20 protein-coding genes are annotated in these 21,470 nt (G+C 67.0%); 8 read left to right on the top strand and 12 right to left on the bottom strand.

What is annotated here, in order from left to right:
* Positions 1-122 precede the first annotated feature (122 nt).
* Positions 123-1,073 carry a type I pantothenate kinase gene (gene coaA, locus AB1K54_RS01530; protein ID WP_371200930.1) on the bottom strand — a complete coding sequence of 317 codons (951 nt, stop codon included), beginning with the start codon at positions 1,071-1,073 and terminating at the stop codon, positions 123-125.
* Between the two features lie 70 nt (positions 1,074-1,143).
* On the opposite strand from coaA, the gene AB1K54_RS01525 reads away from it, so the two are divergent.
* Positions 1,144-2,088, top strand: coding sequence for a Ppx/GppA phosphatase family protein (locus AB1K54_RS01525; protein ID WP_371200929.1), 945 nt, complete (start codon positions 1,144-1,146; stop codon positions 2,086-2,088).
* A gap of 114 nt (positions 2,089-2,202) precedes the next feature.
* Here the strand turns inward: AB1K54_RS01525 and glmM are convergent, their stop codons facing one another.
* From glmM to AB1K54_RS01500, 5 genes are all read right to left on the bottom strand, one after another.
* A complete protein-coding gene (gene glmM / locus AB1K54_RS01520; RefSeq protein ID WP_371200928.1) occupies positions 2,203-3,558 on the bottom strand; it encodes a phosphoglucosamine mutase in 1,356 nt (451 codons plus the stop codon).
* Positions 3,559-3,574: 16 nt separating this feature from the next.
* On the bottom strand, positions 3,575-4,048 hold the full coding sequence (gene rpsI, locus AB1K54_RS01515) for a 30S ribosomal protein S9 (RefSeq protein WP_371200927.1): 474 nt from the start codon (positions 4,046-4,048) through the stop codon (positions 3,575-3,577).
* 26 nt (positions 4,049-4,074) lie between these two features.
* On the bottom strand, positions 4,075-4,521 hold the full coding sequence (rplM, locus tag AB1K54_RS01510) for a 50S ribosomal protein L13 (RefSeq protein ID WP_371200926.1): 447 nt from the start codon (positions 4,519-4,521) through the stop codon (positions 4,075-4,077).
* Between the two features lie 287 nt (positions 4,522-4,808).
* On the bottom strand, positions 4,809-5,651 hold the full coding sequence (locus tag AB1K54_RS01505; protein ID WP_371200925.1) for a hypothetical protein: 843 nt from the start codon (positions 5,649-5,651) through the stop codon (positions 4,809-4,811).
* On the bottom strand, positions 5,644-7,107 hold the full coding sequence (locus AB1K54_RS01500; RefSeq protein ID WP_371200924.1) for a PQQ-binding-like beta-propeller repeat protein: 1,464 nt from the start codon (positions 7,105-7,107) through the stop codon (positions 5,644-5,646). The genes AB1K54_RS01505 and AB1K54_RS01500 overlap by 8 nt, the downstream gene beginning before the upstream one ends.
* 161 nt (positions 7,108-7,268) lie before the next feature.
* Between AB1K54_RS01500 and AB1K54_RS01495 the strand changes: the two genes are divergently transcribed.
* On the top strand, positions 7,269-7,679 hold the full coding sequence (locus AB1K54_RS01495; protein WP_371200923.1) for a hypothetical protein: 411 nt from the start codon (positions 7,269-7,271) through the stop codon (positions 7,677-7,679).
* Position 7,680: 1 nt separating this feature from the next.
* On the opposite strand, the gene AB1K54_RS01490 is transcribed toward AB1K54_RS01495, so the two are convergent.
* The 6 genes from AB1K54_RS01490 to AB1K54_RS01465 all read right to left on the bottom strand — a co-directional run bounded on the left by AB1K54_RS01490 (position 7,681) and on the right by AB1K54_RS01465 (position 13,703).
* Positions 7,681-8,532, bottom strand: a complete 852-nt coding sequence (locus AB1K54_RS01490; protein WP_371200922.1) for a universal stress protein — start codon at positions 8,530-8,532, stop codon at positions 7,681-7,683.
* A 254-nt stretch (positions 8,533-8,786) separates the two neighbouring features.
* Positions 8,787-9,731, bottom strand: a complete 945-nt coding sequence (locus AB1K54_RS01485) for a sugar kinase (RefSeq protein WP_371200921.1) — start codon at positions 9,729-9,731, stop codon at positions 8,787-8,789.
* Positions 9,728-10,357 carry a bifunctional 4-hydroxy-2-oxoglutarate aldolase/2-dehydro-3-deoxy-phosphogluconate aldolase gene (locus tag AB1K54_RS01480; protein WP_371200920.1) on the bottom strand — a complete coding sequence of 210 codons (630 nt, stop codon included), beginning with the start codon at positions 10,355-10,357 and terminating at the stop codon, positions 9,728-9,730. Before AB1K54_RS01480 ends, AB1K54_RS01485 begins: the two co-directional genes overlap by 4 nt.
* Before the next feature lie 5 nt (positions 10,358-10,362).
* Positions 10,363-11,232, bottom strand: coding sequence for a carbohydrate ABC transporter permease (locus AB1K54_RS01475; protein WP_371200919.1), 870 nt, complete (start codon positions 11,230-11,232; stop codon positions 10,363-10,365).
* 2 nt (positions 11,233-11,234) lie between these two features.
* On the bottom strand, positions 11,235-12,197 hold the full coding sequence (locus tag AB1K54_RS01470) for a carbohydrate ABC transporter permease (protein ID WP_371200918.1): 963 nt from the start codon (positions 12,195-12,197) through the stop codon (positions 11,235-11,237).
* Between the two features lie 66 nt (positions 12,198-12,263).
* Positions 12,264-13,703, bottom strand: a complete 1,440-nt coding sequence (locus AB1K54_RS01465; RefSeq protein ID WP_371200917.1) for an ABC transporter substrate-binding protein — start codon at positions 13,701-13,703, stop codon at positions 12,264-12,266.
* Between the two features lie 79 nt (positions 13,704-13,782).
* On the opposite strand from AB1K54_RS01465, the gene AB1K54_RS01460 reads away from it, so the two are divergent.
* From AB1K54_RS01460 to AB1K54_RS01435, 6 genes are read left to right on the top strand one after another with little or no spacing between them, the layout of a single operon-like run.
* Positions 13,783-14,808: a LacI family DNA-binding transcriptional regulator gene (locus AB1K54_RS01460; RefSeq protein ID WP_371200916.1), complete on the top strand. Its 1,026-nt coding sequence runs from the start codon at positions 13,783-13,785 to the stop codon at positions 14,806-14,808.
* A complete protein-coding gene (locus AB1K54_RS01455) occupies positions 14,775-15,809 on the top strand; it encodes a Gfo/Idh/MocA family protein (RefSeq protein WP_371200915.1) in 1,035 nt (344 codons plus the stop codon). The genes AB1K54_RS01460 and AB1K54_RS01455 overlap by 34 nt, the downstream gene beginning before the upstream one ends.
* A 29-nt stretch (positions 15,810-15,838) precedes the next feature.
* Complete coding sequence (locus tag AB1K54_RS01450; RefSeq protein WP_371200914.1) at positions 15,839-17,467, top strand: acyl CoA:acetate/3-ketoacid CoA transferase; 1,629 nt, start codon at positions 15,839-15,841, stop codon at positions 17,465-17,467.
* Between the two features lie 21 nt (positions 17,468-17,488).
* Positions 17,489-19,123, top strand: a complete 1,635-nt coding sequence (locus AB1K54_RS01445) for a GMC family oxidoreductase (RefSeq protein ID WP_371200913.1) — start codon at positions 17,489-17,491, stop codon at positions 19,121-19,123.
* A complete protein-coding gene (locus AB1K54_RS01440; RefSeq protein ID WP_371200912.1) occupies positions 19,120-19,911 on the top strand; it encodes an enoyl-CoA hydratase/isomerase family protein in 792 nt (263 codons plus the stop codon). The genes AB1K54_RS01445 and AB1K54_RS01440 overlap by 4 nt, the downstream gene beginning before the upstream one ends.
* A 25-nt stretch (positions 19,912-19,936) precedes the next feature.
* On the top strand, positions 19,937-21,451 hold the full coding sequence (locus AB1K54_RS01435; RefSeq protein WP_371200911.1) for an aldehyde dehydrogenase family protein: 1,515 nt from the start codon (positions 19,937-19,939) through the stop codon (positions 21,449-21,451).
* Positions 21,452-21,470 lie beyond the last annotated feature (19 nt).

Below are 21,470 nucleotides of genomic sequence, written 5' to 3'. Positions count from 1 at the left end.
CCGCCCGATGCCGTGCGGAACGCGGTTTCTCGTCGAGACCGCATCCTCTCCGCGTCGAAGACGTGGTCGCTCGGCGAGCAACCGCGTGCTCGACGCACGAGACCGTCCGCGGCGCCGGTTCGTCACAGCTTGCGCAGCAGCACCCGCTCGACGGTGTGGTCGGCGGCCTTCTGCAGCACGAGGTTCGCGCGGTGCCGCGTGGGCAGCACGTTCTCTTCGAGGTTCGGCAGGTTGATCGAGTTCCAGTAACCGAGGGCCATTTCGACCGCCTCGTCGTCGCCGAGGTCGGCGAACACGTTGAAGAACGACGACGGGTTCGCGAACGCACCGGCCTTGAGCGCCATGAACCGGTCGACGTACCACTGCGCGATGTGGTCGGCGTCGGCGTCGACATAGATCGAGAAGTCGAACAGCTCGCTGACGGCGACGTCGTTGGGCGAGGGCGGCGACTGCAGCACATTGAGGCCCTCGACGATGACGACGTCGGGCCGGCGCACGGTGATGTGCGCGTCGGGCACGATGTCGTACTTCATGTGCGAGTAGAAGGGGGCGCGCGCCTCAGGCGCACCGGACTTCACGTCGGTGAGGAATCGCAGGAGCGCGCGTCGGTCGTACGACTCGGGGAAGCCCTTGCGGTCCATGAGCCCGCGGCGCTCGAGCTCGGCGTTGGGGTAGAGGAACCCGTCGGTCGTCACCAGCTCGACGCGCGGGGTTCCCGGCCAGCGGCTCATGAGCTCGCGAAGGAGGCGCGCGATCGTGGACTTGCCGACCGCGACCGAGCCGGCCACGCCGACGACGAACGGGGTGGTGGTGTCGCTCTCGTGCAGGAACGCCGCCGTGTCGGCGCCGAGCCGCTTCGTCGCCTGCGCGTACAGCGACAGCAGCTGCGACAGCGGCAGGTAGACCTCGCGCACCTCGGTCAGGTCGAGCCGGTCGCCGAGCCCGCGCAGCTGCACGACCTCGGTCTCGGTGAGCGGCTGGGTCATGTCGGCGGCGAGCCTCGACCACTCGTCACGGCCGATCTCGCGGTACCTCGCCGCGGTGGCGGTGTCGATCGCTTCGTCTGTGGACATCGTGCCCATCGTAACGGCCCACGCGAGAGCGATCGATGCCGCGGGCCCGCCTCGCCACTACGCTGAGACCGTGCGCCTGGGAGTTCTCGACATCGGCTCGAACACCGTCCACCTCCTGGTCGCGAACGTGCGGCCCGGCGGCCGCCCGCTGGCGACCACGAGCAGGCGATCCGTCCTGCGCCTGATGCGCTACCTCCAACCCGACGGCTCGATCTCAGCCGAGGGCGTCGAGGCGCTCCTGGCCGCCGTCGCCGAGGCACGGCGGGTGGCGGCATCCGAGAACGTCGACGAACTGCTGGCGACGGCGACCTCGGCGGTGCGCGAGGCGACCAACGGCGCCGAGGTGATCGCGCTCATCGAACAGACCCTCGACCAAGAGCTGCAGGTGCTGGGCGGCGAGACCGAGGCGCGGTTCACGTTCCTGGCGGTGCGGCGCTGGTTCGGGTGGGCGGCCGGGCAGATCCTGCTGTTCGACATCGGCGGCGGCTCGCTCGAGATCGCGGCGGGGGCCGACGAACTGCCCGATGCCGCCGCATCGGTCCCCCTCGGCGCCGGCCGCATGACCGTGGGGTTCCTGCCCGACGACCCTCCCGGCGAAGAGGCCGTGGAGCGTCTGCGCGCCCACGCACGCGAGACGCTCCTGCCGGTCGCGTCGGCCTTCGGGGCGCTGCCCACCCCGGACCACGTCGTCGGCTCGTCGAAGGCGATCCGCTCGCTCGCGAAGCTCGTCGGGTACCCGGTGCCGGGCTGGTCGAACAATGAGCGGCTGCTGCTGCCCCGCGCCTCGCTCGGCTCGTGGATCCCGCGGCTCGCGCGCCTCCCCGCGAGCGCCCGGCAGGAACTGCCCGGCATCACCCCGGATCGCACGTTCCAGATCGTGGCGGCCGCGGTCGTGATGCACGAGGCGATGCGCGCGCTCGACGTGGACGAGCTCGAGGTGTGCCCGTGGGCGTTGCGCGAGGGCGTGCTGCTGCGCTACATCGAGGCGCTGGAGTGGAGCGCGCCCGGGGCCTGACCCGGCGGCGCCCAATCGTCGGGATCGTGGCGGGCGCTGCGATCCCGATCGGCTATGCGAGCGTCGCGATCGCCACGCTGCGCAGCGGCGTGCGCCGCACCATCCCCGCGAGGTCTACAGCGCCAGCCGCTCCCGCACGACCTCGGCGAGCGCATCGGCGTGGCGCCGGGCGTCGTCCTGCGAGGCGGCCTCGACCATGACGCGCACGAGCGGCTCGGTGCCCGAGGGACGCAGCAGCACCCGACCGGAGTCGCCAAGCTGCTCGGAGGCGCGGGTCACGGCATCCTGAACGTGCTCGTCGTCGACGCGCGAGCGGTCGACCCCCTTCACGTTCACGAGCACCTGCGGGTACACCGTCATGACCGACGCGAGCTCGGCGAGCGTCTTGCCCTGGTGGGCCATCTCGGCGAGCAGGTGCAGGCCGGTGAGCAGACCGTCGCCGGTCGTGGCGAACTGGCTCATGATCACGTGGCCGGACTGCTCGCCGCCGAGCGAGTAGCCGCCCTCGTTCATCGCCTCGAGCACATAGCGGTCGCCGACGGCGGTCTGGAGCACGCGGATGCCGTTGGCGGCCATGGCACGGTGCAGGCCGAGGTTGCTCATCACGGTCGCCACGAGAGTGTCGCGCGTGAGGTGGCCGCGCGCCTTCATCGCGACCGCGATGATCGCCATGATCTGGTCGCCGTCGACGACGGTGCCGGACGCGTCGACTGCGAGGCACCGGTCGGCGTCGCCGTCGTGCGCGATGCCGACGTCGGCGCCGTGAGCCCGCACAGCGGCCGCGAGCCCGTCGAGGTGGGTCGAGCCGACGCCGTCGTTGATGTTCATGCCGTCGGGGTCGGCGCCGATGACGGTGACGCGCGCGCCGGCGTCGCGGAAGACGTCGGGCGAGACGCCGGCGGCGGCGCCGTGCGCGCAGTCGAGCACGACGTGCAGGCCCTCCAGGCGGTGCGGCAGCGAGCCGAGCAGGTGCAGCAGGTAGCGGTCCTCGGCGTCGGAGTAGCGACGGATGCGGCCCACATCGGCGCCCGTCGGCTGCAGCTTCGGCCCCGCCATCGCCGCCTCGATGCGCCGCTCGACGACGTCAGGGAGCTTCACTCCGCCACGGGCGAAGATCTTGATCCCGTTGTCGGGAGCCGGATTGTGCGACGCCGAGATCATGACGCCGAAGTCGGCGTCGCGGTCGGCGACGAGGAACGCGGCGGCGGGAGTGGGCAGCACGCCGGCGTCGAGCACGTCGACGCCCGACGAGGCCAGGCCCGCCTCGACTGCGGCCGAGAGGAATTCGCCCGACACGCGCGGGTCGCGCGCGACGACGGCGGTGATCCGCTTGCCCGCAGCACGGCGGGCGTCGGCGGTACGACCCTGGCCCAGGACGACGGCGGTCGCCTGGGCCAGGGTGAGAGCGAGGTCGGCAGTGAGGGGGCCGTTGGCCAGCCCCCTCACCCCGTCCGTGCCGAAGAGCGGCATACGGAGGATGAGCCGATCAGCGCTTCGAGTACTGCGGGGCCTTACGGGCCTTCTTGAGACCAGCCTTCTTGCGCTCCTTCACACGAGCGTCGCGCGAGAGGAAGCCGGCCTTCTTGAGAGTCGGGCGGTTGTTCTCGACGTCGATCTCGTTGAGCGCACGAGCGATGCCCAGGCGCAGGGCGCCCGCCTGACCCGAGGGGCCGCCACCCGAGATGCGGGCGATGACGTCGTAGGCGCCTGCGAGGCTCAGCACCGTGAAGGGGTCGGTGATCAGCTGCTGGTGCAGCTTGTTCGGGAAGTAGTCCTCGAACGTGCGGCCGTTGATCGTGATGGTGCCGGTGCCGGGCACGAGGCGCACGCGCGCGATGGCCTGCTTGCGGCGGCCGACAGCCGCGCCGGGAACCGAGAGCACGGGGCGCTCGGCGGCGACGACCTGCTGGTCGGCGGGGGTCTCGGTGGAGTAGTTGGTGGTCTCTTCGATGTTCGCCACGAGTGTGTCCTTAGTCTGAGCGGCGCTTACTGGGCGACCTGGTCGAAAATGTACGTCTTCGGCTGCTGAGCGGCGTGCGGGTGCTCGCTGCCGGCGTAGACCTTCAGCTTCGACAGCTGCTCGCGGCCCAGCGTGTTCTTCGGGAGCATGCCGCGGACGGCTTTCTCGACGGCGCGGACGGGGTTCTTCTCGAGGAGCTCCGCGTAGGTGACCGACGTGAGGCCGCCCGGGTAGCCCGAGTGGCGGTAAGCCTTCTTCTGCGCGAGCTTCTGGCCGGTCAGCGCGACCTTGTCGGCGTTGACGATGATGACGAAGTCACCCTGGTCGACGTGGTTCGCGAAGGTGGGCTTGTGCTTGCCGCGCAGGAGCGCGGCGGCGTGCGAGGCGAGACGGCCGAGGACGACGTCGGTCGCGTCGATGACCAGCCACTCGCGCTGGGTCTGACCAGCCTTGGGGGTGTACGTGCGCGTCACAATAGTGCTGCTTTCTTGATCGAACGGAGAGGTTCGTGAATCCCACTCCGGGGTGCTTGATGGTCTCGCACCCGGTGATCGAGTGCCGCCGAAGGCGGTGTATCGAGATCGCCAAGACGCCAGTGGAGGGCTCACGTTCGTGGTGTCGGGTCAGCTGAGCCGCACACCAAAGGTCAAGTCTACGGCATGCGGATGCCTCGGCCAAACCGCCCGCCGCGGCGGCGGGTCTCGCACGAGCAGCAGCACGGCCCCGCCGTGCTGAATGCGATCCCGCTGGCTCGACGAGGTCACGGGATGCGACGCATCGCCAGCGAGACCTCATCCCGTGCGTAACTGACGGAATACGGTGGGTGCTCGCTGGCGACCACGAAGAAGTCGTCCCGGTCGATGCTCGCCCGATCGGAGTGGACCTGGCCGTTGCCGTCCACGAAGACCGACACCCCGCCACCGCGCTCACTGACGAAGTCGAACCGCAGCAGCCACCGGTACAGACCGTCGCCCGGGGGCACGGTGGTCAGATCCAGAATCACCGAGTCGCCCTTGGTGAGCGAAAGCACCTCATCCTGAAAGAAGTCCGCGCCGCTGCTGTCGCTCACGCTCCCGCGCCCCAGGTCGATCGTGAATGGATAGCGGCGCGGTTCGTCACCGCCGGTGCCCGCTCCGCTGAAGTCGATCCACGTCCCCGACGGCGACTCTTCGCGGCTCACATCCACGACCCGGATCGCCGTGATGTTGACGCGCTCGTCCCATAGCCCCCGAACGACCAGGGAGTCGACTCGCGTGATGGCCGGAACCGCGTCATCGGGCGGCTCGACAGCCAGGATGTGCGCGTGATCGGCCTCAGTGGGCTCGCCGGCGAGCGCGAAGGCCTGCTCCCCGCTCCTGCCCACCGAGATGGCCGCGATCGAGAAGGGCTCCGCCGGATCGGCCGTCGACTCGCTGTGCGCGGCGCCCGCGATCCCCTTCCCCCACTGCTGCAGCACCGGCCCGAACAGCTGGTACATCCCCCACAGCCCAGCCGGAACGAGCACCGCGGTGACGATGAACACCAGCACCTTGCGCGACTTCTTCTCGGGTGCGCCTGCGGCCTGGGGTTGTGGGGGACGCTCGGGTCCACGCATCTCAGCCATCGCCGCATCCTTTCACCACCGTCGAATCCAGCACCGCGAGGGCGAGCTCCGCACGATCTGCCGGGTCGATCGCGACCGCCTGGGTCTGCACCATCCGCACGACGCAGGATCCGCGCACGACGAATGTGGACTCGTCGGTCGCTGCCACTTCGCTGCCGTCGATCGTGCTGCGCACCGGCTCGACATCGGCCGTCCTCAGCCAGAACTCCAGCCACGCCGCTGCGCTCGACGAGTCGAGCAGACGACTCACGCTGGCATCGGCCAGATGCGCGCCGAATGGGCTCGCGGTGACCACGACAGCCGCCTGCTCAGGGTCGGAGTCATCGACGACCGTGATCGACACCGGGCCCAGAGCGCCGACGGTGAGGGCGACCTCAGGCAAGATCGTGAGCGATTCGGCCACCGGCGGGTCTTGGCTGCCCCGAACGAGCCGCACGCGCGAGAGCACCGGCATTCCGGTCGAGGCGTCCATCGTCAGGTAGTCGGTCGGCGACAGCGCCGCCGCGATCGAGAAACCGCCGGGCATGAGCCAGGACGCAGCATCCGTTCCGTCCGCATGGTTGAGCGCCACCCGGCGCACCCCGCCGGATACCGACGCGACGTCGAAGTACGGGCGATCCACTGCCGCTATCGTTGCGTCGGCCCGCACGTCGATCAACCGCGAATCGTACGTGCGAAGGATCGTCCCCGTCCTCGACATCACGGTCGTCACCGGATCTGCGAGCCCGCTGAACGCGACCGCGCCCTGGTCATCGATCACGTGGAGCACGTACTCGACGTCGGTGACGATGAAGAACGGGCCGCTTATGTCGACCGAGACCGCGGGAAACGAGTCATCCAAGGCGACGGATGCCTGCTCCTGGAGCGACTCATCCAGCAGGACGAGCGACTCGCCCGCGTCATCGCAGCTGACGAGCACCGCGATCACCGCCGACTCGGTTCGCACGGCCGTGTCACCGATGTCGCAGCCGGGAGGCGCCGCCCAGGGCGTGCCGACGATGACCCCGCCCCGGTCCACGACCGCCACCCGCCCAGGCTCCAGCACCTCGACGAGTCTCTGATCGTCCAGCACACCCGTCAGGCCCCCGGCCACACTCTGCTGCCACACCGTCTCGCCGCTCTGCTCGTCGATCGCGGTCACAATGCTCTGATCGTTGACGTATTGACGGATGACAAGCGCGCCGTCCACAGGGAACGACCCCGAGATCGTCGGCGCCAGCGGCCGGCTCCAGCGGACCTCGCCGTCGTTCGCATCCAGCGCCGTGAGCTCACCGCCGGCTGCGGACTCGAGCCAGATCGTCGAGGCCGTGGCGGCCTCGACCTGAACCGTGTGATCCAGGCGCACCTGCCACAGGGCTTCGGTGCGGGTGACCGAGACGGCGGGGGTGCAGCCGGAGGCCGCCGCAGCGCCGGACAAGACGAGCGCGAGCGCCAACATCTGAGCGCGACTGCGCATCTGCGCTCCATTCCCCTGGTCGCAAACCCGGGCGTGCCCCACACGTGCCCGTTGGTGCGAATATACCGAGTCAGCGCCGCTGACGGAGATGGCGGCACGCAACCTGCTGAAGGCGACGGTGCTCCCGTCGGCGCGGCATCGGCCACTATCGTGAGTCCTGCGTGCGGAGTCTGGCTCGCGCGGCGGCGAAGGGGGAGCAGAACTTGGCCTATGGGAACCGGCCCCTCGGAGTGACGATCCTCTCGATCATCACCTGGCTGTCGGGGTTCTTCCAGATCGTCGGCGGGATCATCGTGATCATCGGCGGCGCGTTCATCACACCGCTGGCGATCCTCGGGTGGATCAGCATGGCCATCGGCCTGATCACCCTGTTCGTGGGCGTCGGCCTCTGGCAGGGCAACCCCACCGCGCGCACCATCGCCGCGATCGTGTTCACCATCACGATCGCGCTCGAGGTGCTCGGCATGCTCTGGGGCGAGAGCCTGTGGTCGGCGCTGAGCGGCAGCTTCCTGTCGATCATCGGCCTGATCCTGCTCTACACGCGCGCCGCGCGGGCGTGGTTCGGCAGCTGAGTCAGCGCACCACCGCGGTCACCGTCGCAAGTTCGGCGAGCACGTTCTCGCTCACCGAGCCCAGCAGCAGCCGCGCAAGCCCGCCCCGGCCGTGCGTGCCGACCACGGCCAGGCGCGCCGAGACGGCCGCGTCGTTCACCACGAGCCCCGGGTCGCCCTCGGCGACGTACGCCTCGATGCGCAGCTGCGGATGCGCCTCGCGCACCGGCGCCAGCAGATCGGCGACCATGCTCTCGGTGACGCCCTGCAGGTCGGTCAGATACAGCTCCGGGTAGTACGCGACCTCGCCCATGCCGTACGAGCCCACGGGCATGGGCGTCCACGCCGACACCGCCGTCAGGGTCTCACCCGTGCGGGATGCCTCGTCCGCGGCGAACTCGAGCGCCCGGCGCGACAGGTCCGACCCGTCCAGACCCACGACCACCCCCGACCGGCCGCCGACGTCGTAGTCGGGCACCACCACCACGGGGCAGTGGGAGCCGGCGACGATGCGCCGCCCGTGCGGACCCCGGCGCCCCCCGTGCCCCTCGCCGCGATAATCGCTGCCGATCACCAGGAGCGAGGCATCCGTCGAGGACTCGATCAGCTGCGCCGTCGGATTGCCGTGCACGACGCGCACCTCGACCTCGCCGCCCTGTGAGCGCAGCCGCTCGGCGTGCGTCTCGGCCAGCGACTCTGCGGCGGTGACCGCGGTGCCCAGCACCTCGGCCTCGCCCACCGCGCCGACCGCGCCGCCCACCACCGACAGCAGCACCAGGCGATCGCCCGTGGACCCCGCCCGTGCAGCCGCCCAGTCGACGACCCGCTCCGACACCGCTCGATCCGTCACGCCCACCACGATCGTGCCAGCCACCTCGTCCCCTCTCGACGCCCCCAGGCTATAGCGCCGGGTCGCGGCACGGATGTCACGGTGTCAGCGGATGCCCCAGTTTCCAGCCTGTCGGCGGGACAGGGGAACACCGTGCTATTGCCTCGTCCTATATGGCGCAAGCAGCGGACAAATCGTTCGGCACGGCGTCTGGGAAGCCAGCCAAGAGTGTGTTCGTACGTCCAGCCTTCACCAGCGAAGCCGCCTGCTGGGTGACTGCATTGCCCCTCAGCGCATCTTCAGCGCAGGACCGGGTCACTGCTGTTCAGCAGGTCGAGATCTGCGCGGCGGGGGTTGCTCTCCCAGTCGCCGGGGCCGAGGCAGGCGAAGGCTCCCGCACGCACGGCGGTGTCGAGCCGCACCTTCACGGGTGCGCCGGCGAGGTACTCCGCGAGGTAGCCGGCGACAAAAGCGTCCCCAGCTCCAACGGTGTCGAGGGGTCGGACGCTGACCGCGGGAACGGTCATGGGCGTGCCATCGAGGCGTGCGACGCAACCGTCCTCGCCCATCTTGATCAGTACTTGCGAGGCCCCCAGCTCAGCGATCCGGAGCGCGAGATCATCCGGTGAGCCTGCACCGACCAGAAGGCTTGCTTCGTCGGCTCCCGCGAACACGATCGTCGCCTGCGTCGCGATTTCGCGGTAGATGCGTGCTGCATCCTCGTCAGGCCCCCAGAGGCTCGCCCGATGGTTGACATCGAATGAGATAGGTACGCCCTCTGAGAGCGCGATCTCGATGGCGAGCCGTACCGTCGCCGCCGCAGACCTCGACAGAGCCGGCGTGATGCCTGTGACGTGCAGGACGTCGGCGCCGGCGATGAGCTGCGCGTCAAGATCCGAGGGTTGCAGGCGGCTTCCCGCGCTGCCCGAACGGTAGTACGAGACCCGGGTGAAGTCTGCGACGGGTCGTTCTTTGAGCATCATCCCGGTGCGTGCACCGTGGTCGATGATCGCCCGAACGTCGACGCTCTCTGCTCGGAGTTCTCGGGTGACCCGCTCGCCTAATCCGTCGGAGCCCACGCGCCCGATCCAGGTCGCGCGACCGCCGAGACGGCTCACGCCGATCGCCACGTTGCTTTCGGCCCCGCCGATTGCAAGGCGGAAACCGCTCTGATGTGCGAGGGACCCGAGATCCGTCGCACGAAAGAGCCCCATGGTCTCGCCCAAGGTGATCAGGCCGCTCATCGAGACGCCACTGCTTTCGTCGCTTCAGCGCTAAGTCGCTCGATCGCGGCGAAGTCGCCCTCGCGGATCAGGTCTCTTCCGACCATCCAGCTTCCGCTGACCGCAGGGACGGCAGCATGGGACAGGTACTCGGTGGCATTCGCCAGGGTTACGCCACCGCTGGGGACGAACTGCATGTTCCCGAACGGTGCGGAGAGCGCGGCGATCGTCGGCAGGCCGCCCAGTCGGTTGGCAGGGAAGAACTTGACGACATCGAGCCCGGTTTTCGCGGCCTGCTGGATCTCCGATGCGGTTGCCACACCCGGCAGCACCGCGAGACCGAGCTCTCTGGCTCGTTCCACCAACTCCTGGTCGAATCCGGGGCTGACGATGAACTCCGCTCCCGCGTCGGCAACCCGCTCCAAATCGGCGAGGTTGAGCACGGTCCCGGCGCCAACGGAGAAACCCTCGGTCCCGGCGACCGCCGCGATCGCGGCGACTCCTGAGGGGGTGCGTAGCGTGATCTCCGCACACTGAATCCCTCCTGCGGCGAGCGCCGCGACGAGGTCAGGGGCGCTCGCGCCATTGTCGAAGACGACTACGGGAACGATCGGATTTCGGGAGAGGAGCGCTCGGATGTCGTTCACGACTCCTACTTCACAGCGCCGGCGGTAAGGCCTCGCACGAAGAACTTCCCGAGCACCAGGTACAGCACCACGGTGGGCGCGGCCACCAGGATCGCTCCTGCCATCAGCTCCGAGTAGTCGACGGTGGTGGTGCCGATCATGTTGTTCAGCGCCACAGTGGCCGGCCAGGAGGCAGGGGAGGAAAGGATGAACCCGAAGAGGAAGTCGTTCCAGACGTTCGTGACCTGGAAGATCATGGCGACCACGATGCCCGGGCCGGACAGCGGCAGCACGATACGCACGAAGGTCCTCCAGATGCCGGCGCCGTCGAGGGCCGAAGCCTCGATGAGTGCGGTTGGGATGCCTTCGTAGTAGTTGCGGAAGATGAGTGTCGTGATCGGCAACCCATAGATGATATGCACCACGATGAGCCCGAGGATCGTCCCTTGCAGGCTCAGGGTATTCAGGAACTGGAAAAGCGGGATGATGACCGCCTGGAACGGGATGAACATCCCGACAAGCAGCAACGTGAACAGCAGAGTGGATCCCCGGAACGGGTACTTCGCCAGGATGTACCCGTTGATGGCGCCGATCATCGTGGAGATGACGGCGGCGGGAATGGTGATCTGAAGCGAGTTGAGCCAAGGCCCGTGAAGCTTCTGCCACGCACCGACGAATGCGCTCAGGCTGGGTGCGTCTGGGAAGGCGAGGAAGAACTCGGGTGCCCCGTTAGCGCCCGAGAGTGCGGTCGCGATGATGACATAGACCGGTACGAGGGCGCAGACCGCGAGCAAGACGCAGGCCGCGAGGATAGGCCAGCCGCCGATGCCACGTGCCCGTTTGATTCCTGAGGTCTTCTTCGGTCTGATGGTCAGGGAAGTCGTTGCGATGGCCATCGTCAGGCCCTCCGTTCGCGTCGGTAGCCGCGCAGCAGGTAGGGAACGATCACGGCAAGGGTCAGGAGCAGCAGGAGGACGGCCATGGCGGAGGCCTTGTCGTACCGGCTCGTGAGGTAGTTGTAGATGTAGATACCTGGCACGTCGGTGACGAAGCCCGGACCAGACCCGGCCATGGCGACGACCAGGTCGAAGATCTTCAGGGCGACGTGCAGCAGGAGAACAAGGCACGTGACTGTCGAGGGCCACAGTTGCGGCAGAACGACGTGCCGAATCCGCTGCCAGGCGTTGGCGCCATCGACGTTGGCGGCTTCGAGGTGTTCGTCAGGAATCGAGGCGAGGCCCGCGAGATACATCGCCATGGCGAAGCCCATGAGCTGCCAGGCGGCCGCGATCACGATGGGGATAAGTGCAACGGGGATGCCGAGTTGGATTTTCAGCCAACTGCTGTCGTCGGGTGTCAGCAACTCCCCGCCGAGGATTCTGGTGTCGGTGGTCCAGCCGGGTGGGTCCGTGATACCGATCGCTCTGAGGATCTCGTTGATGCCGGTAGACGGTGCGAAGATCCAGCGCCACGCGACACCGGTGACGATGAAGGAGAGGGCGTACGGCAACAGGAAGATCGTGCGAAACAGGCCCCGGGCGACGGCAACGTGGTGCACCAGAAGCGCAAGCAGAAGTCCGCCGATGACTGCGGCAACGAGGAACAGCACCGTGAAGACGATGACGTTCCGGATATCTGCTTGGGCTCGTTGTTCCTGGACGATTTCGGCGTAGGTGGCCCCGAACGGCTGGCGGATATCGAGATCCTGATTCGTGCCGATCTTCCACTCCGAGAAGGAGATGTAGATCGTGAAGCCGATGAAGATGTAGACGAACACGAAGCTCAGCAGCAGCGTTGGAGCCAGGAATGCTGCCGCCTTGCGGTGGGTCTTGACGAGATGCGGTGTCCGCTTGTGGGGCATCGTTGATCCTCCGTAGTGCGGGGGTGTGCCTGCGTGCCAGCAGCCACACCCCCGACTGGATTGCTGCTATCCGAGCTGGCTGGCCTGCGCGCCGCTCAGGGTGGCCACGAAGGCGTCGGTGTTGCCATCGCCGTTGAACGTCGTCACTGCGTCCGCGTAGGTCTGCGAGAACTCACCAGTGGCGACCTGCCCGTGTGCCAGCGACGAAACCACGGCGGCCTTGGCGAAGCTCGCCGCAGCCTCCTGCTGGTACTCCGACAGGCTGGAGGTGTCCGCGGTGGTTAGCGCGGGGATGGAACCCTTCTTGGCGGCGAAGGCCGTCTGGACGTCGGGGTCCATGAGCGTCTTCAGCCACAGTTCGGCTGCCTCAGGGTTGGGAACGTTCTCCGCAGCGATCGAGAAGCCATCGCCGACGTAGTCGAAGATGTCCTCGTCACCCGGGAAGGTCACCCAGCCGAAGTCGGTCTTGGCTTCGAAGCCAGCGTTGATCAGCTCGCCGTATGCCCAGTCGCCCATCAGGTTGACTGCGCACTCGCCTGCGCCAAGCTTCTTGGCAGCCTCGTCCCAGGTGAGGGCCGAGTGGTCCGAGTTGGACAGCGAGAGGAGGAGCTTGTAGTCCTCCAGTGCCTGTCGGACCTCGCGCGAGTCGAACGAATAGTCATTCGTGAAGAGCTGGTCCCACTTCTCCGAGCCCAGTCGCGACATCAGAATCGACTCCAGGAGTTCTGCCGAGGCGAAGACGTCCTTGTCGCCGAGGCAGACCGCGGTGGTTCCGCTGTCCGCGACCTTCTGAAGCGAGTCGAGCAGGTCGTCGAGCGATCCGCCTGGATCGATGCTCACGCCGGCGGCTTCGAGGACGCTCGGGTTGGTCCAGAGCACGTTGCCGCGGTGGACGCCGATCGGCACGGTGTAGTACTTGCCGTCGACTTGCTGTGCCGCCGCAACGCCCTCGGGGACGTCAGCCTCCCAGCCGTTGTCCTCCCACAGCATGCTCAGGTCGCCGACCTGGTTGCCTGCGACGTAGCTGGCGAGCTGCCCTGCCGGGTGGAGCTGCCAGGCGTCCGGCGGGTCGCCGGCCTGGAGTCGCGCGGCCAGCGCTTGACGGGCGTTGGCGCCACCGCCGCCAGAGACTGCTGCGTTCTCGACCGTGAGGCCGGGGTCGGCCGTCTTGACCGCGTCGATGAGCACGTTGAGCGCGTCGGCCTCCGAACCGGAGGTCCACCACGAAGTGATCTCCAGCTTGTTCTCGCCGTCGCCGCCGCCCGGATCTCCGTTCGCCGCGCAGCCGCTGAGCGCTGCGATGAAGAGCGCCGTGGAGCCAAGCGCGATTGCGGCGCGCTTCGTTCGTGTGATGTGCATGGTTCCTCTCTCCGTTGAGTAGTGCGGTTCCCCTGCAAGGTGGTAGATCGATCTCACAATATGGGCAAATACACCGACTTGCGCATCGCCCTGCGTCTGATACTGTGACACCACATTCCCGGAATCGCAAGTTTCGAAGCGGTTCAACCCGGGAGTATCTCGATCTACCAAACAGGCTCGAAAACGCAGAATTCGGGCGACGAAAGCGGTGCCGACGATGGGACGAGTGACGCTCAACGAGGTCAGTGAGCGCGCAGGCGTATCGCGCGCCACGGCGTCGCTCGTGCTACGGGGCAGCCCCAAGATCTCAGTCGCCACTCGCGAGCGTGTTCAAAAGGCGATGGCCGATCTCGGCTACGTCTACAACCGCCAGGCCGCGAACATGCGCCAGAGCCGGTCGATGGCCATCGGGGTCGTCGAGACTGACATCCGCAACCCGTACTTCGCTGAACTGACCATGGCGATCGAGGAGGCTGTTCATCAGGCCGGCTTCACTCTCTTTATCGGCTACAGCCGAGACCGACTGGAGCGTCAGCGTGAGCTACTCGATGCGATGGTCCAGCGCCAGGTCGACGGAATCCTCCTCCTCCCGGCCATTGGAACCACGATGGAGAACGTCGGCCCGGTGACGGGCCAGTTCGGGCCACCGCTCATTCAGATCTCCCGCTACTTCACCGACCAGTTCGATTACGTCGGCCCAGACAATCTCGTCGCATCCGACGAGTTGGCCGAACACGTGTCGTCGCTCGGTTGCTCTACGGCGATCCTCGTCGGAGGACCCGATGGCTCGTCGGCCCGCCGGGAGCGTCTGGAGGGATTGCGGCGCAGTTTCGAGGCCACACCCACGGCTTTCGACGCCGATGACTCCGTGACGACGCTCAACAACGCCGATGATGGTGCTCGCGGGCTCGCCGAGGCGCTCGACCGCGGAGCGCTTCCCGACGCGATCATCGCCTACAGCGACGCAGTCGCCCAGGGCGTCTATGCCGAACTCCGGCGCAGGAACCTCACTCCCGGCACCGATGTCGCCGTCGCAAGCTTCGACGACATCCCCCTCGCCGCACTTCAGATGCCCCCGCTGACCTCAGTCGCAACCAGCGCCGATGAGGTCGGTCGGGCGGCATCCCGGCTGCTCCTGGCTCGCCTCGAGGGCGCCGGCGCCGAACACCAGTCTCTTCTCATCGAACCCACGCTGAAAGTGCGGGCGTCCACAGCGCTGTGGCGCCCCCGGATCTCCGGAGGCCAGTCGTGACCACCGCTCTTCGCTGGGCGCTCATCGGCGCAAGCGACATCGCGTCAACGCGAGTCGTTCCCGCCATGCGCGCGCTGGGCCACTCGGTCGACGCCGTCTACAGCGGATCTGCGGAACGCGCCCAACGGTACGCCGCGGACAACGGCATTGCATTCGGATCGTCCGACCTCGCTGAGCTGCTAGCCCTCGACATTGACGCCGTGTACGTGTCGAGCCACAACGACCTCCACCACTCGCAGGCGATCGCGGCGATCGCGGCGGGCAAACACGTCCTGTGCGAGAAGCCGCTGGCGCTGAGCATCGACGACGCTGAGAACATGGTGGCTGCGGCCGATGAAGCTGGCGTTGTCCTCGCAGTGAATCACCACCTGCCCTTCAGCCCGGTGCATCAGAGGGTTCGCGAACTCGTCCAGAGCGGCGCAATCGGCAAGGTGCTGTCCGTGCGCATCGGTCACGCCGTGCTGCTTCCCGAGCGACTCCGCGGCTGGCGGACGGGCGGCGCCCGCGGCGGTGGGGTTGCGCTGGACATCACCTGCCACGACGCATCCGTGCTCAACCCTCTCCTGGGCCGCGCGCGCCGCGTCACTGCGCTGGGCGTCAAGCAGGGCCCATGGGCTGGCGACACCGCCGACGCGATCATGACCGTCATCGAGTACGACAACGACGGCGATGCCGTCATTGCACAGACCCACGATGCGTTCACCATCGCGTTCGACACGACTTCGTTCACCGTTCACGGCTCTGAGGGCTCCCTGTTCGGTCGAAACGCGATGACGCAGGACTCGGCGGGAACCCTCGAACTCGTTGACGAAAGCGGCCGCTCCGAAGTGCCCCTCGAGCTCGGGCGGAACCTCTACGAGATCATCCTCACCGCCTTCGCCGCAGCAACACGGGGCGAAGGTGCCCCAACCGTCAGCGGTCGAGACGGCGTCGAGACGCTTCGCGTCGCGCTCGCCGCCCAGGAATCCATCACGACTGGCCAGACCATCCATCTGTGCTAACAGGGAGCAACATCATGCAAGCCGTACGAGTGCTCAGCGCACGTGAAGCCGCGGACCTCATTCAAGATGGCGACATCGTCACCGTCAGTTCGTCGAGCGGGCTCGGATGCCCCGACGCCGTGCTCGCGGGCATAGGGCAGCGATTCGAGGAAACCGCATCACCCCGCGCGCTGACAACCATCCACCCCATCGCCGCCGGCGACATGTACGGCATCAAGGGCATCGATCACCTCGCGCGCCCCGGGCTGTTGTCCAAGGTCATCGCCGGCTCCTACCCGTCAGGCCCATCTTCGATGGAGCCGCCGCGGATCTGGCAGATGATCGAGAACGAGGAAGTCGCCGCATACAACTTCCCGTCGGGGGTGCTCTTCCAGATGCACCGCGCGGCCGCCGCACGTCAGCCCGGAGTGTTCACCCAGGTGGGCGTCGACACCTTCATCGACCCGCGTCGAGAAGGCGGGCGCATGAACGAATCGACACCTCGGGATCACGTCCGAGTTGTCGATGTCGACGACCAGGAGTGGCTCTTCTACCCGAGCATCGTGCCCGACGTGGCCATCATCCGGGCAACCACCGCCGACGAGTACGGGAGCCTCACCTTCGAAGATGAGGGCTCACCGCTGGGTGCGCTCGACCAGGCCTACGCCGTGCACAACAACGGCGGGCTGGTGATCGCGCAGGTGCGCCGACTCGCCAAGGGTCGCAGTCTCCACCCGCAACACGTGCGCGTACCGGGCATCCTCGTCGATGTCGTGGTTGTCGCGGAAGGTCAGCTTCAGACCACCCAGACGCAGAACGACCCCACCATCTCCGGCCAACTGAGGAGTCCCGTCGGGCAACTGCCGCATGTGGACTTCTCGCTGGAGAAGGTGATAGCCCGTCGGGCGGCGAAGGAGCTTCAAGCAGGCGAGATCGTCAATCTCGGATTCGGCGTCTCTGCGCTGGTGCCACACATCCTCGTCGAAGAGGGGCTCGCCCAGGAAGTGAGCTGGGTCATTGAGCAAGGTGCAGTCGGAGGTGTACCGTTGCTGGACTTCGCGTTCGGCTGCGCGCAGAACCCCGACGCGATCATGCAGAGCGTCGACCAGTTCACCCTCCTCCAAGGCGGCGGATTCCACCGTTCGATGCTGTCCTTCCTGCAGGTAGACAGCCACGGCAACGTCAACGTCAACCTCCTCCCCGGCAAGCGACATGTCACCGCGGGAGTCGGCGGTTTTGCAGACATCACTTCGTCGGCACCCGAGATCGCGTTCATCGGATCCTTCACTGCCGGTCGTCGGGACATCTCACTCGACGGCGGGCAGGTCGACATCCGGTCTGACGGTGCGCACAAGTTCGTGAAGGATGTCGCATCTGTCACGTTTTCCGGCCAGCGCGCCCTCGCCCGCGGACAGCGCGTGAAATACATCACTGAACGCTGCGTGATCGAACTCACCCCGGACGGCCTGCGCGTCATCGAGATCGCGCCGGGTGTCGATCTCGACCGCGACGTCCTCGCGCAGGCGGACTTCGACCTCACCGTCTCTCCCAACCTTCGGTTGATGGACGACTCCCTCTTCGCACCTGCGCCGCTCGGCCTGGTGCTCTCACCACTCAGGCTCCATGACCGCGTGGACGCTCACGCCGCATTGGCAGTTCCCGTTCCCCAGCACGTCTAGTAAGACTCAGGAGAAAGCACCATGTCTACCGACCGATACGACTACATCGTCGTCGGAGCCGGGGCTGCCGGTAGCGCCGTCGCCAACCGCCTCAGCCAGGACCCGAACACGTCCGTCCTGTTGCTGGAAGCAGGTGGCAAGGACTCCTCCTTCCTGGTTCACATCCCCGTCGGCTTCACGAAGCTGGGCGGCCCCCGCTACAACTGGGGCTTCGAAACGGTTCCGCAGCCCGAACTGAACAACCGCACCATGTGGTACCCGCAGGGTCGACTGCTGGGCGGTAGCACGTCGATCAACGCGATGATCTACATCCGCGGCAACCGCTACGACTACGACCGGTGGGCGGAACAGGGCAACGACCAGTGGGGTTTCGAGCAGGTTCTCCCGTTTTTCCGCAAGGCTGAGCACAATGAGCGCCTGAATGACCGCTACCACAGCTCTGATGGCGCCATGAATGTGACCGAGCAGGTCGCACACAACGAGCTCAGCAAGGCATTTGTGCGTGCCGCCCAGGAGCTCGGGCTGCCATTCACCCCCGACTTCAACGGCGCCGAGCAGGATGGCGTTGGCTACTACGACGTCACCCAGAAGAAGGCGCGCCGCGAAAGCGCCGCGACCGCCTACCTGAAGCCGGCGAAGAAGCGCCGCAACCTCACCGTCCAGACGCAGGCGCTCGCCACCAAGGTGCTCGTTGAGAACGGTCGCGCGATCGGCCTGCGCTACACGGTGAACGGTCGCGAGCGCGTCGCCTACGCCGATCGCGAGGTGGTGCTGTCCGCAGGCGCGGTGAACTCGCCCCGCCTGCTGCTGCTGTCTGGCATCGGCCCGGCTGAAGAACTGAAGGCGCTCGGCATCGAGGTCGTCCACGACCTGCCGGGTGTGGGCAAGAACTACCAGGACCACATGGATGTGTATCTCACGGCGGAGACGACCCCGGTGAGCTACAACCGCTCCGACCGGCCGGTGCCTGCGGTTCTCGCCATGATCCAGTACATCCTCTACCGCACCGGGCCGATCACCGCCTCGGTATGCGAAGCGGGGATGTTCGTCCGCAGCAGCAGCGAAGTCCCTGCCCCCGACATCCAGATGCACTGCCTCCCCGCGTATGTGATCGACCACGGTCGACTCCGGGTCAAGGGCCACGGCATGACGATCAACACCTGCAACCTCCGGCCGAAGAGCGTCGGCTCGGTCACTCTGCGGTCGTCCGACCCTGCTGTGCCTCCGGCCATCGACCCGGCGTTCCTCAGTGACCCGTACGACTGGAAGATCTCGCTCGAAGGATTCAAGTGGGGCCGCGAGATGCTGGCGACGAAGGCATACGCGCCCTACGTCAAGAAGGAGCACATGCCTGGCGCCGATGTGAAGACCGACAAGGAGATCCGCGAATACGTCAAGCAGTGGTCCAAGACGGACTACCACCCGGTCGGCTCTTGCAAGATGGGTGACGACGAACTCGCGGTAGTCGACCAGCAACTCCGAGTGCACGGCATCGACAGGCTCCGAGTCGTCGACGCATCGATCATGCCCACCCTCATCAGCGGCAACACCCAAGCGACCTCGATCATGATCGGCGAGAAGGGCGCGCACCACATCCTGCACGGCCTGGAGCCGCTGACCACCGAGTCACTGTCCGCGGCAGGTGCGAGCAGATGACCGTCCCGGACGGAGAGATCACCCTCTCCATCTCCGGCGACGGAGAGGTCGCGACGATCTTGGTCGATCGCAGCCAGAAGCTGAACGCGCTCACGCTTCCCATGCTCGATCAGCTCAGCGCGGTGTGCGATGACATCGACCGGTCGAAGGCCCGAGTGGTGGTGGTGCGAACCGCCGGCGAGCGGGCGTTCTGCGTCGGTGCCGACATCACCAATTTTGAGAAGCTCGACTCCGTGGAGATGTGGTCCACGTGGATTACGACCGGCCACCGCGCGTTCGACAGGTTGGCGAACCTCCGTCAGCCGACTGTCGCCATCATCGACGGTGTCGCCGTCGGCGGCGGCCTCGAACTCGCGCTCGCCTGTGACCTCCGCGTCGTCAGCAGCAAGGCGCGCCTCGGCCTGCCCGAAGCCGGGCTCGGAACGGCTCCCGGCTGGGGCGGCACGATAAGGCTCCCTGAGTTGATCGGGCGGGCCCGCGCGCTCGACCTGATGCTCACCCGGCGCCAACTCACCGCCGCCGAAGCCATCGAGTGGGGGCTCGCCTCCCGCATCGCAGACCCTCACTACCTCGAATCGACCGTGGAATCGCTCGTCGGCGACCTGCTCGCATCCGCACCTCTCGCCTCGCAGTTCATCAAGCAGATCGTGGTCGCCGGTGGCACCGGAGGTCCTTCCTCGCGCGTACTCGAAGCATTCGCCGGCGCCCTCGCGGCACCTACATACGACCTCCGCGAAGGAATCGCCGCCTTCCACGAGAAGCGCGCACCGAAGTTCACCGGCGCCTAACCGGACAACCCAGAAGAAGGACGACATGACTACCGGCAAGGACTACACGACCGACGAGGTCGTCGTGTGCAACCACACTCTGCTCATTGACGGGAAAGACGTGGAAGCCTCTAGCGGCGACCGGTTCACCCGCACCAGCCCCGCGCACAACATCGAAGTCGGCACCTACGCCAACGCTTCGGCTGCCGACGTGGATGCTGCGGTGAAAGCCGCGCGCACTGCGCTCGATGGCGGGTGGCGCTTGTCGTCGGGCGCGGTCCGGTCGAAGCTGCTCTATCGCGTCGCACAGCTCGTCCGCCGCGACGCGGAGCAGCTCGCCCTCGCGGAAACCCTCGACACCGGCAAGCCGATCAGCCAGTCGCGCAACGAGGTCGAATCCACGGCGGAGCTGTGGGAGTATGCGGCAACGCTCGCGCGCCACTCGCAGGGGGATGCCCACAACGGGCTCGGTGCCGACACCTTCGCGCTCGTCGTCAATGAACCCGTCGGCGTCATGGGCATGATCACGCCCTGGAACTTCCCGATCCTGATCATCTCGCAGAAGCTTCCCTTCGCCCTCGCCGCCGGCAATACCGCTGTGGTGAAGCCGAGTGAGTTCAGCCCGACGACGACCATCATGCTCGGCGGCCTCATCCGCGAGGCGGGGTTCCCCGACGGCGTCGTCAACGTGCTGACCGGATCAGGAAGCCTCGGAACTGCCATCGTCAGCCACCCCGGCATCGACATGATCAGTTTCACTGGCTCCACCGAGGTCGGCCGCAAGATCGCAGGCACCGCCGGTGCCGACCTGAAGAAGGTTGAACTGGAACTGGGTGGGAAGAACCCCCAGATCGTCAGCCGGCACGCGGACCTTGCCGCCGCCGTGGACGCCGCAGTCTTCGGTGGATACTTCAATACCGGCCAGTGCTGCAACGCGGGAAGTCGCCTTCTGGTGCATCGTTCGATCGTCGACGACTTCACCGCTGCTGTCGCCGAGCGCACGAAGCTCGTTCCCGTGGGAAACCCCCTCCTCAGCTCCACCCAGGTCGGTTCGCTCGTCAACGCCCAGCAACTCGCCGTCGTCGAGCGCTACGTGGGCGAAGGTGTCGCCTCCGGAGCAACGCTCGTGACCGGTGGAGCCTCGTTCGGACCGGACTCGCTCTTCTTCGAGCCGACCCTGTTCACGAACGTCACGCCCGACATGAGCATCGCATCGGAGGAGATCTTCGGCCCGGTTCTGTCGATCCTCGCCTTCGACGAGCTGTCGGAAGCTGTTCGGATCGCCAACAGCACCAACTACGGTCTCTCGGCGGGTATTTGGACACAGGACATCGACGAGGCGCTCACCGCCTCCCGCGACCTGCGCGCAGGAACCATCTGGGTGAACCGATGGATGGATGGCTACCCCGAGGTCCCGTTCGGCGGCTACGGCGCCAGCGGAATCGGACGCGAACTGGGACGCCAGGCCCTCGCCGAGTTCAGCGAGGCCAAGACCATTCAGCTCCAGGTCGGATCTCGAATCAGCCGGTGGGTCGACGCCCCCGACGGAGTCGGAGCATGAGCCGCTCAGTACTCCCTAC

It is taken from the genome of Microbacterium sp. BWT-B31 (assembly GCF_041379855.1).
Classification (GTDB): domain Bacteria; phylum Actinomycetota; class Actinomycetes; order Actinomycetales; family Microbacteriaceae; genus Microbacterium.
This window is presented reverse-complemented; position numbering and strand designations above follow the sequence as displayed.

Coding starts and splice junctions, on each gene's coding strand:
- coaA (WP_371200930.1), bottom strand. CDS start 1,073: ATGTCCACAGACGAAGCGATCGACACCGCCACCGCGGCGAGGTACCGC.
- glmM (WP_371200928.1), bottom strand. CDS start 3,558: ATGCCGCTCTTCGGCACGGACGGGGTGAGGGGGCTGGCCAACGGCCCC.
- AB1K54_RS01505 (WP_371200925.1), bottom strand. CDS start 5,651: ATGGCTGAGATGCGTGGACCCGAGCGTCCCCCACAACCCCAGGCCGCA.
- AB1K54_RS01500 (WP_371200924.1), bottom strand. CDS start 7,107: ATGCGCAGTCGCGCTCAGATGTTGGCGCTCGCGCTCGTCTTGTCCGGC.
- AB1K54_RS01485 (WP_371200921.1), bottom strand. CDS start 9,731: ATGAGCGGCCTGATCACCTTGGGCGAGACCATGGGGCTCTTTCGTGCG.
- AB1K54_RS01475 (WP_371200919.1), bottom strand. CDS start 11,232: ATGGCCATCGCAACGACTTCCCTGACCATCAGACCGAAGAAGACCTCA.
- AB1K54_RS01470 (WP_371200918.1), bottom strand. CDS start 12,197: ATGCCCCACAAGCGGACACCGCATCTCGTCAAGACCCACCGCAAGGCG.
- AB1K54_RS01445 (WP_371200913.1), top strand. CDS start 17,489: ATGTCTACCGACCGATACGACTACATCGTCGTCGGAGCCGGGGCTGCC.
- AB1K54_RS01440 (WP_371200912.1), top strand. CDS start 19,120: ATGACCGTCCCGGACGGAGAGATCACCCTCTCCATCTCCGGCGACGGA.
- AB1K54_RS01435 (WP_371200911.1), top strand. CDS start 19,937: ATGACTACCGGCAAGGACTACACGACCGACGAGGTCGTCGTGTGCAAC.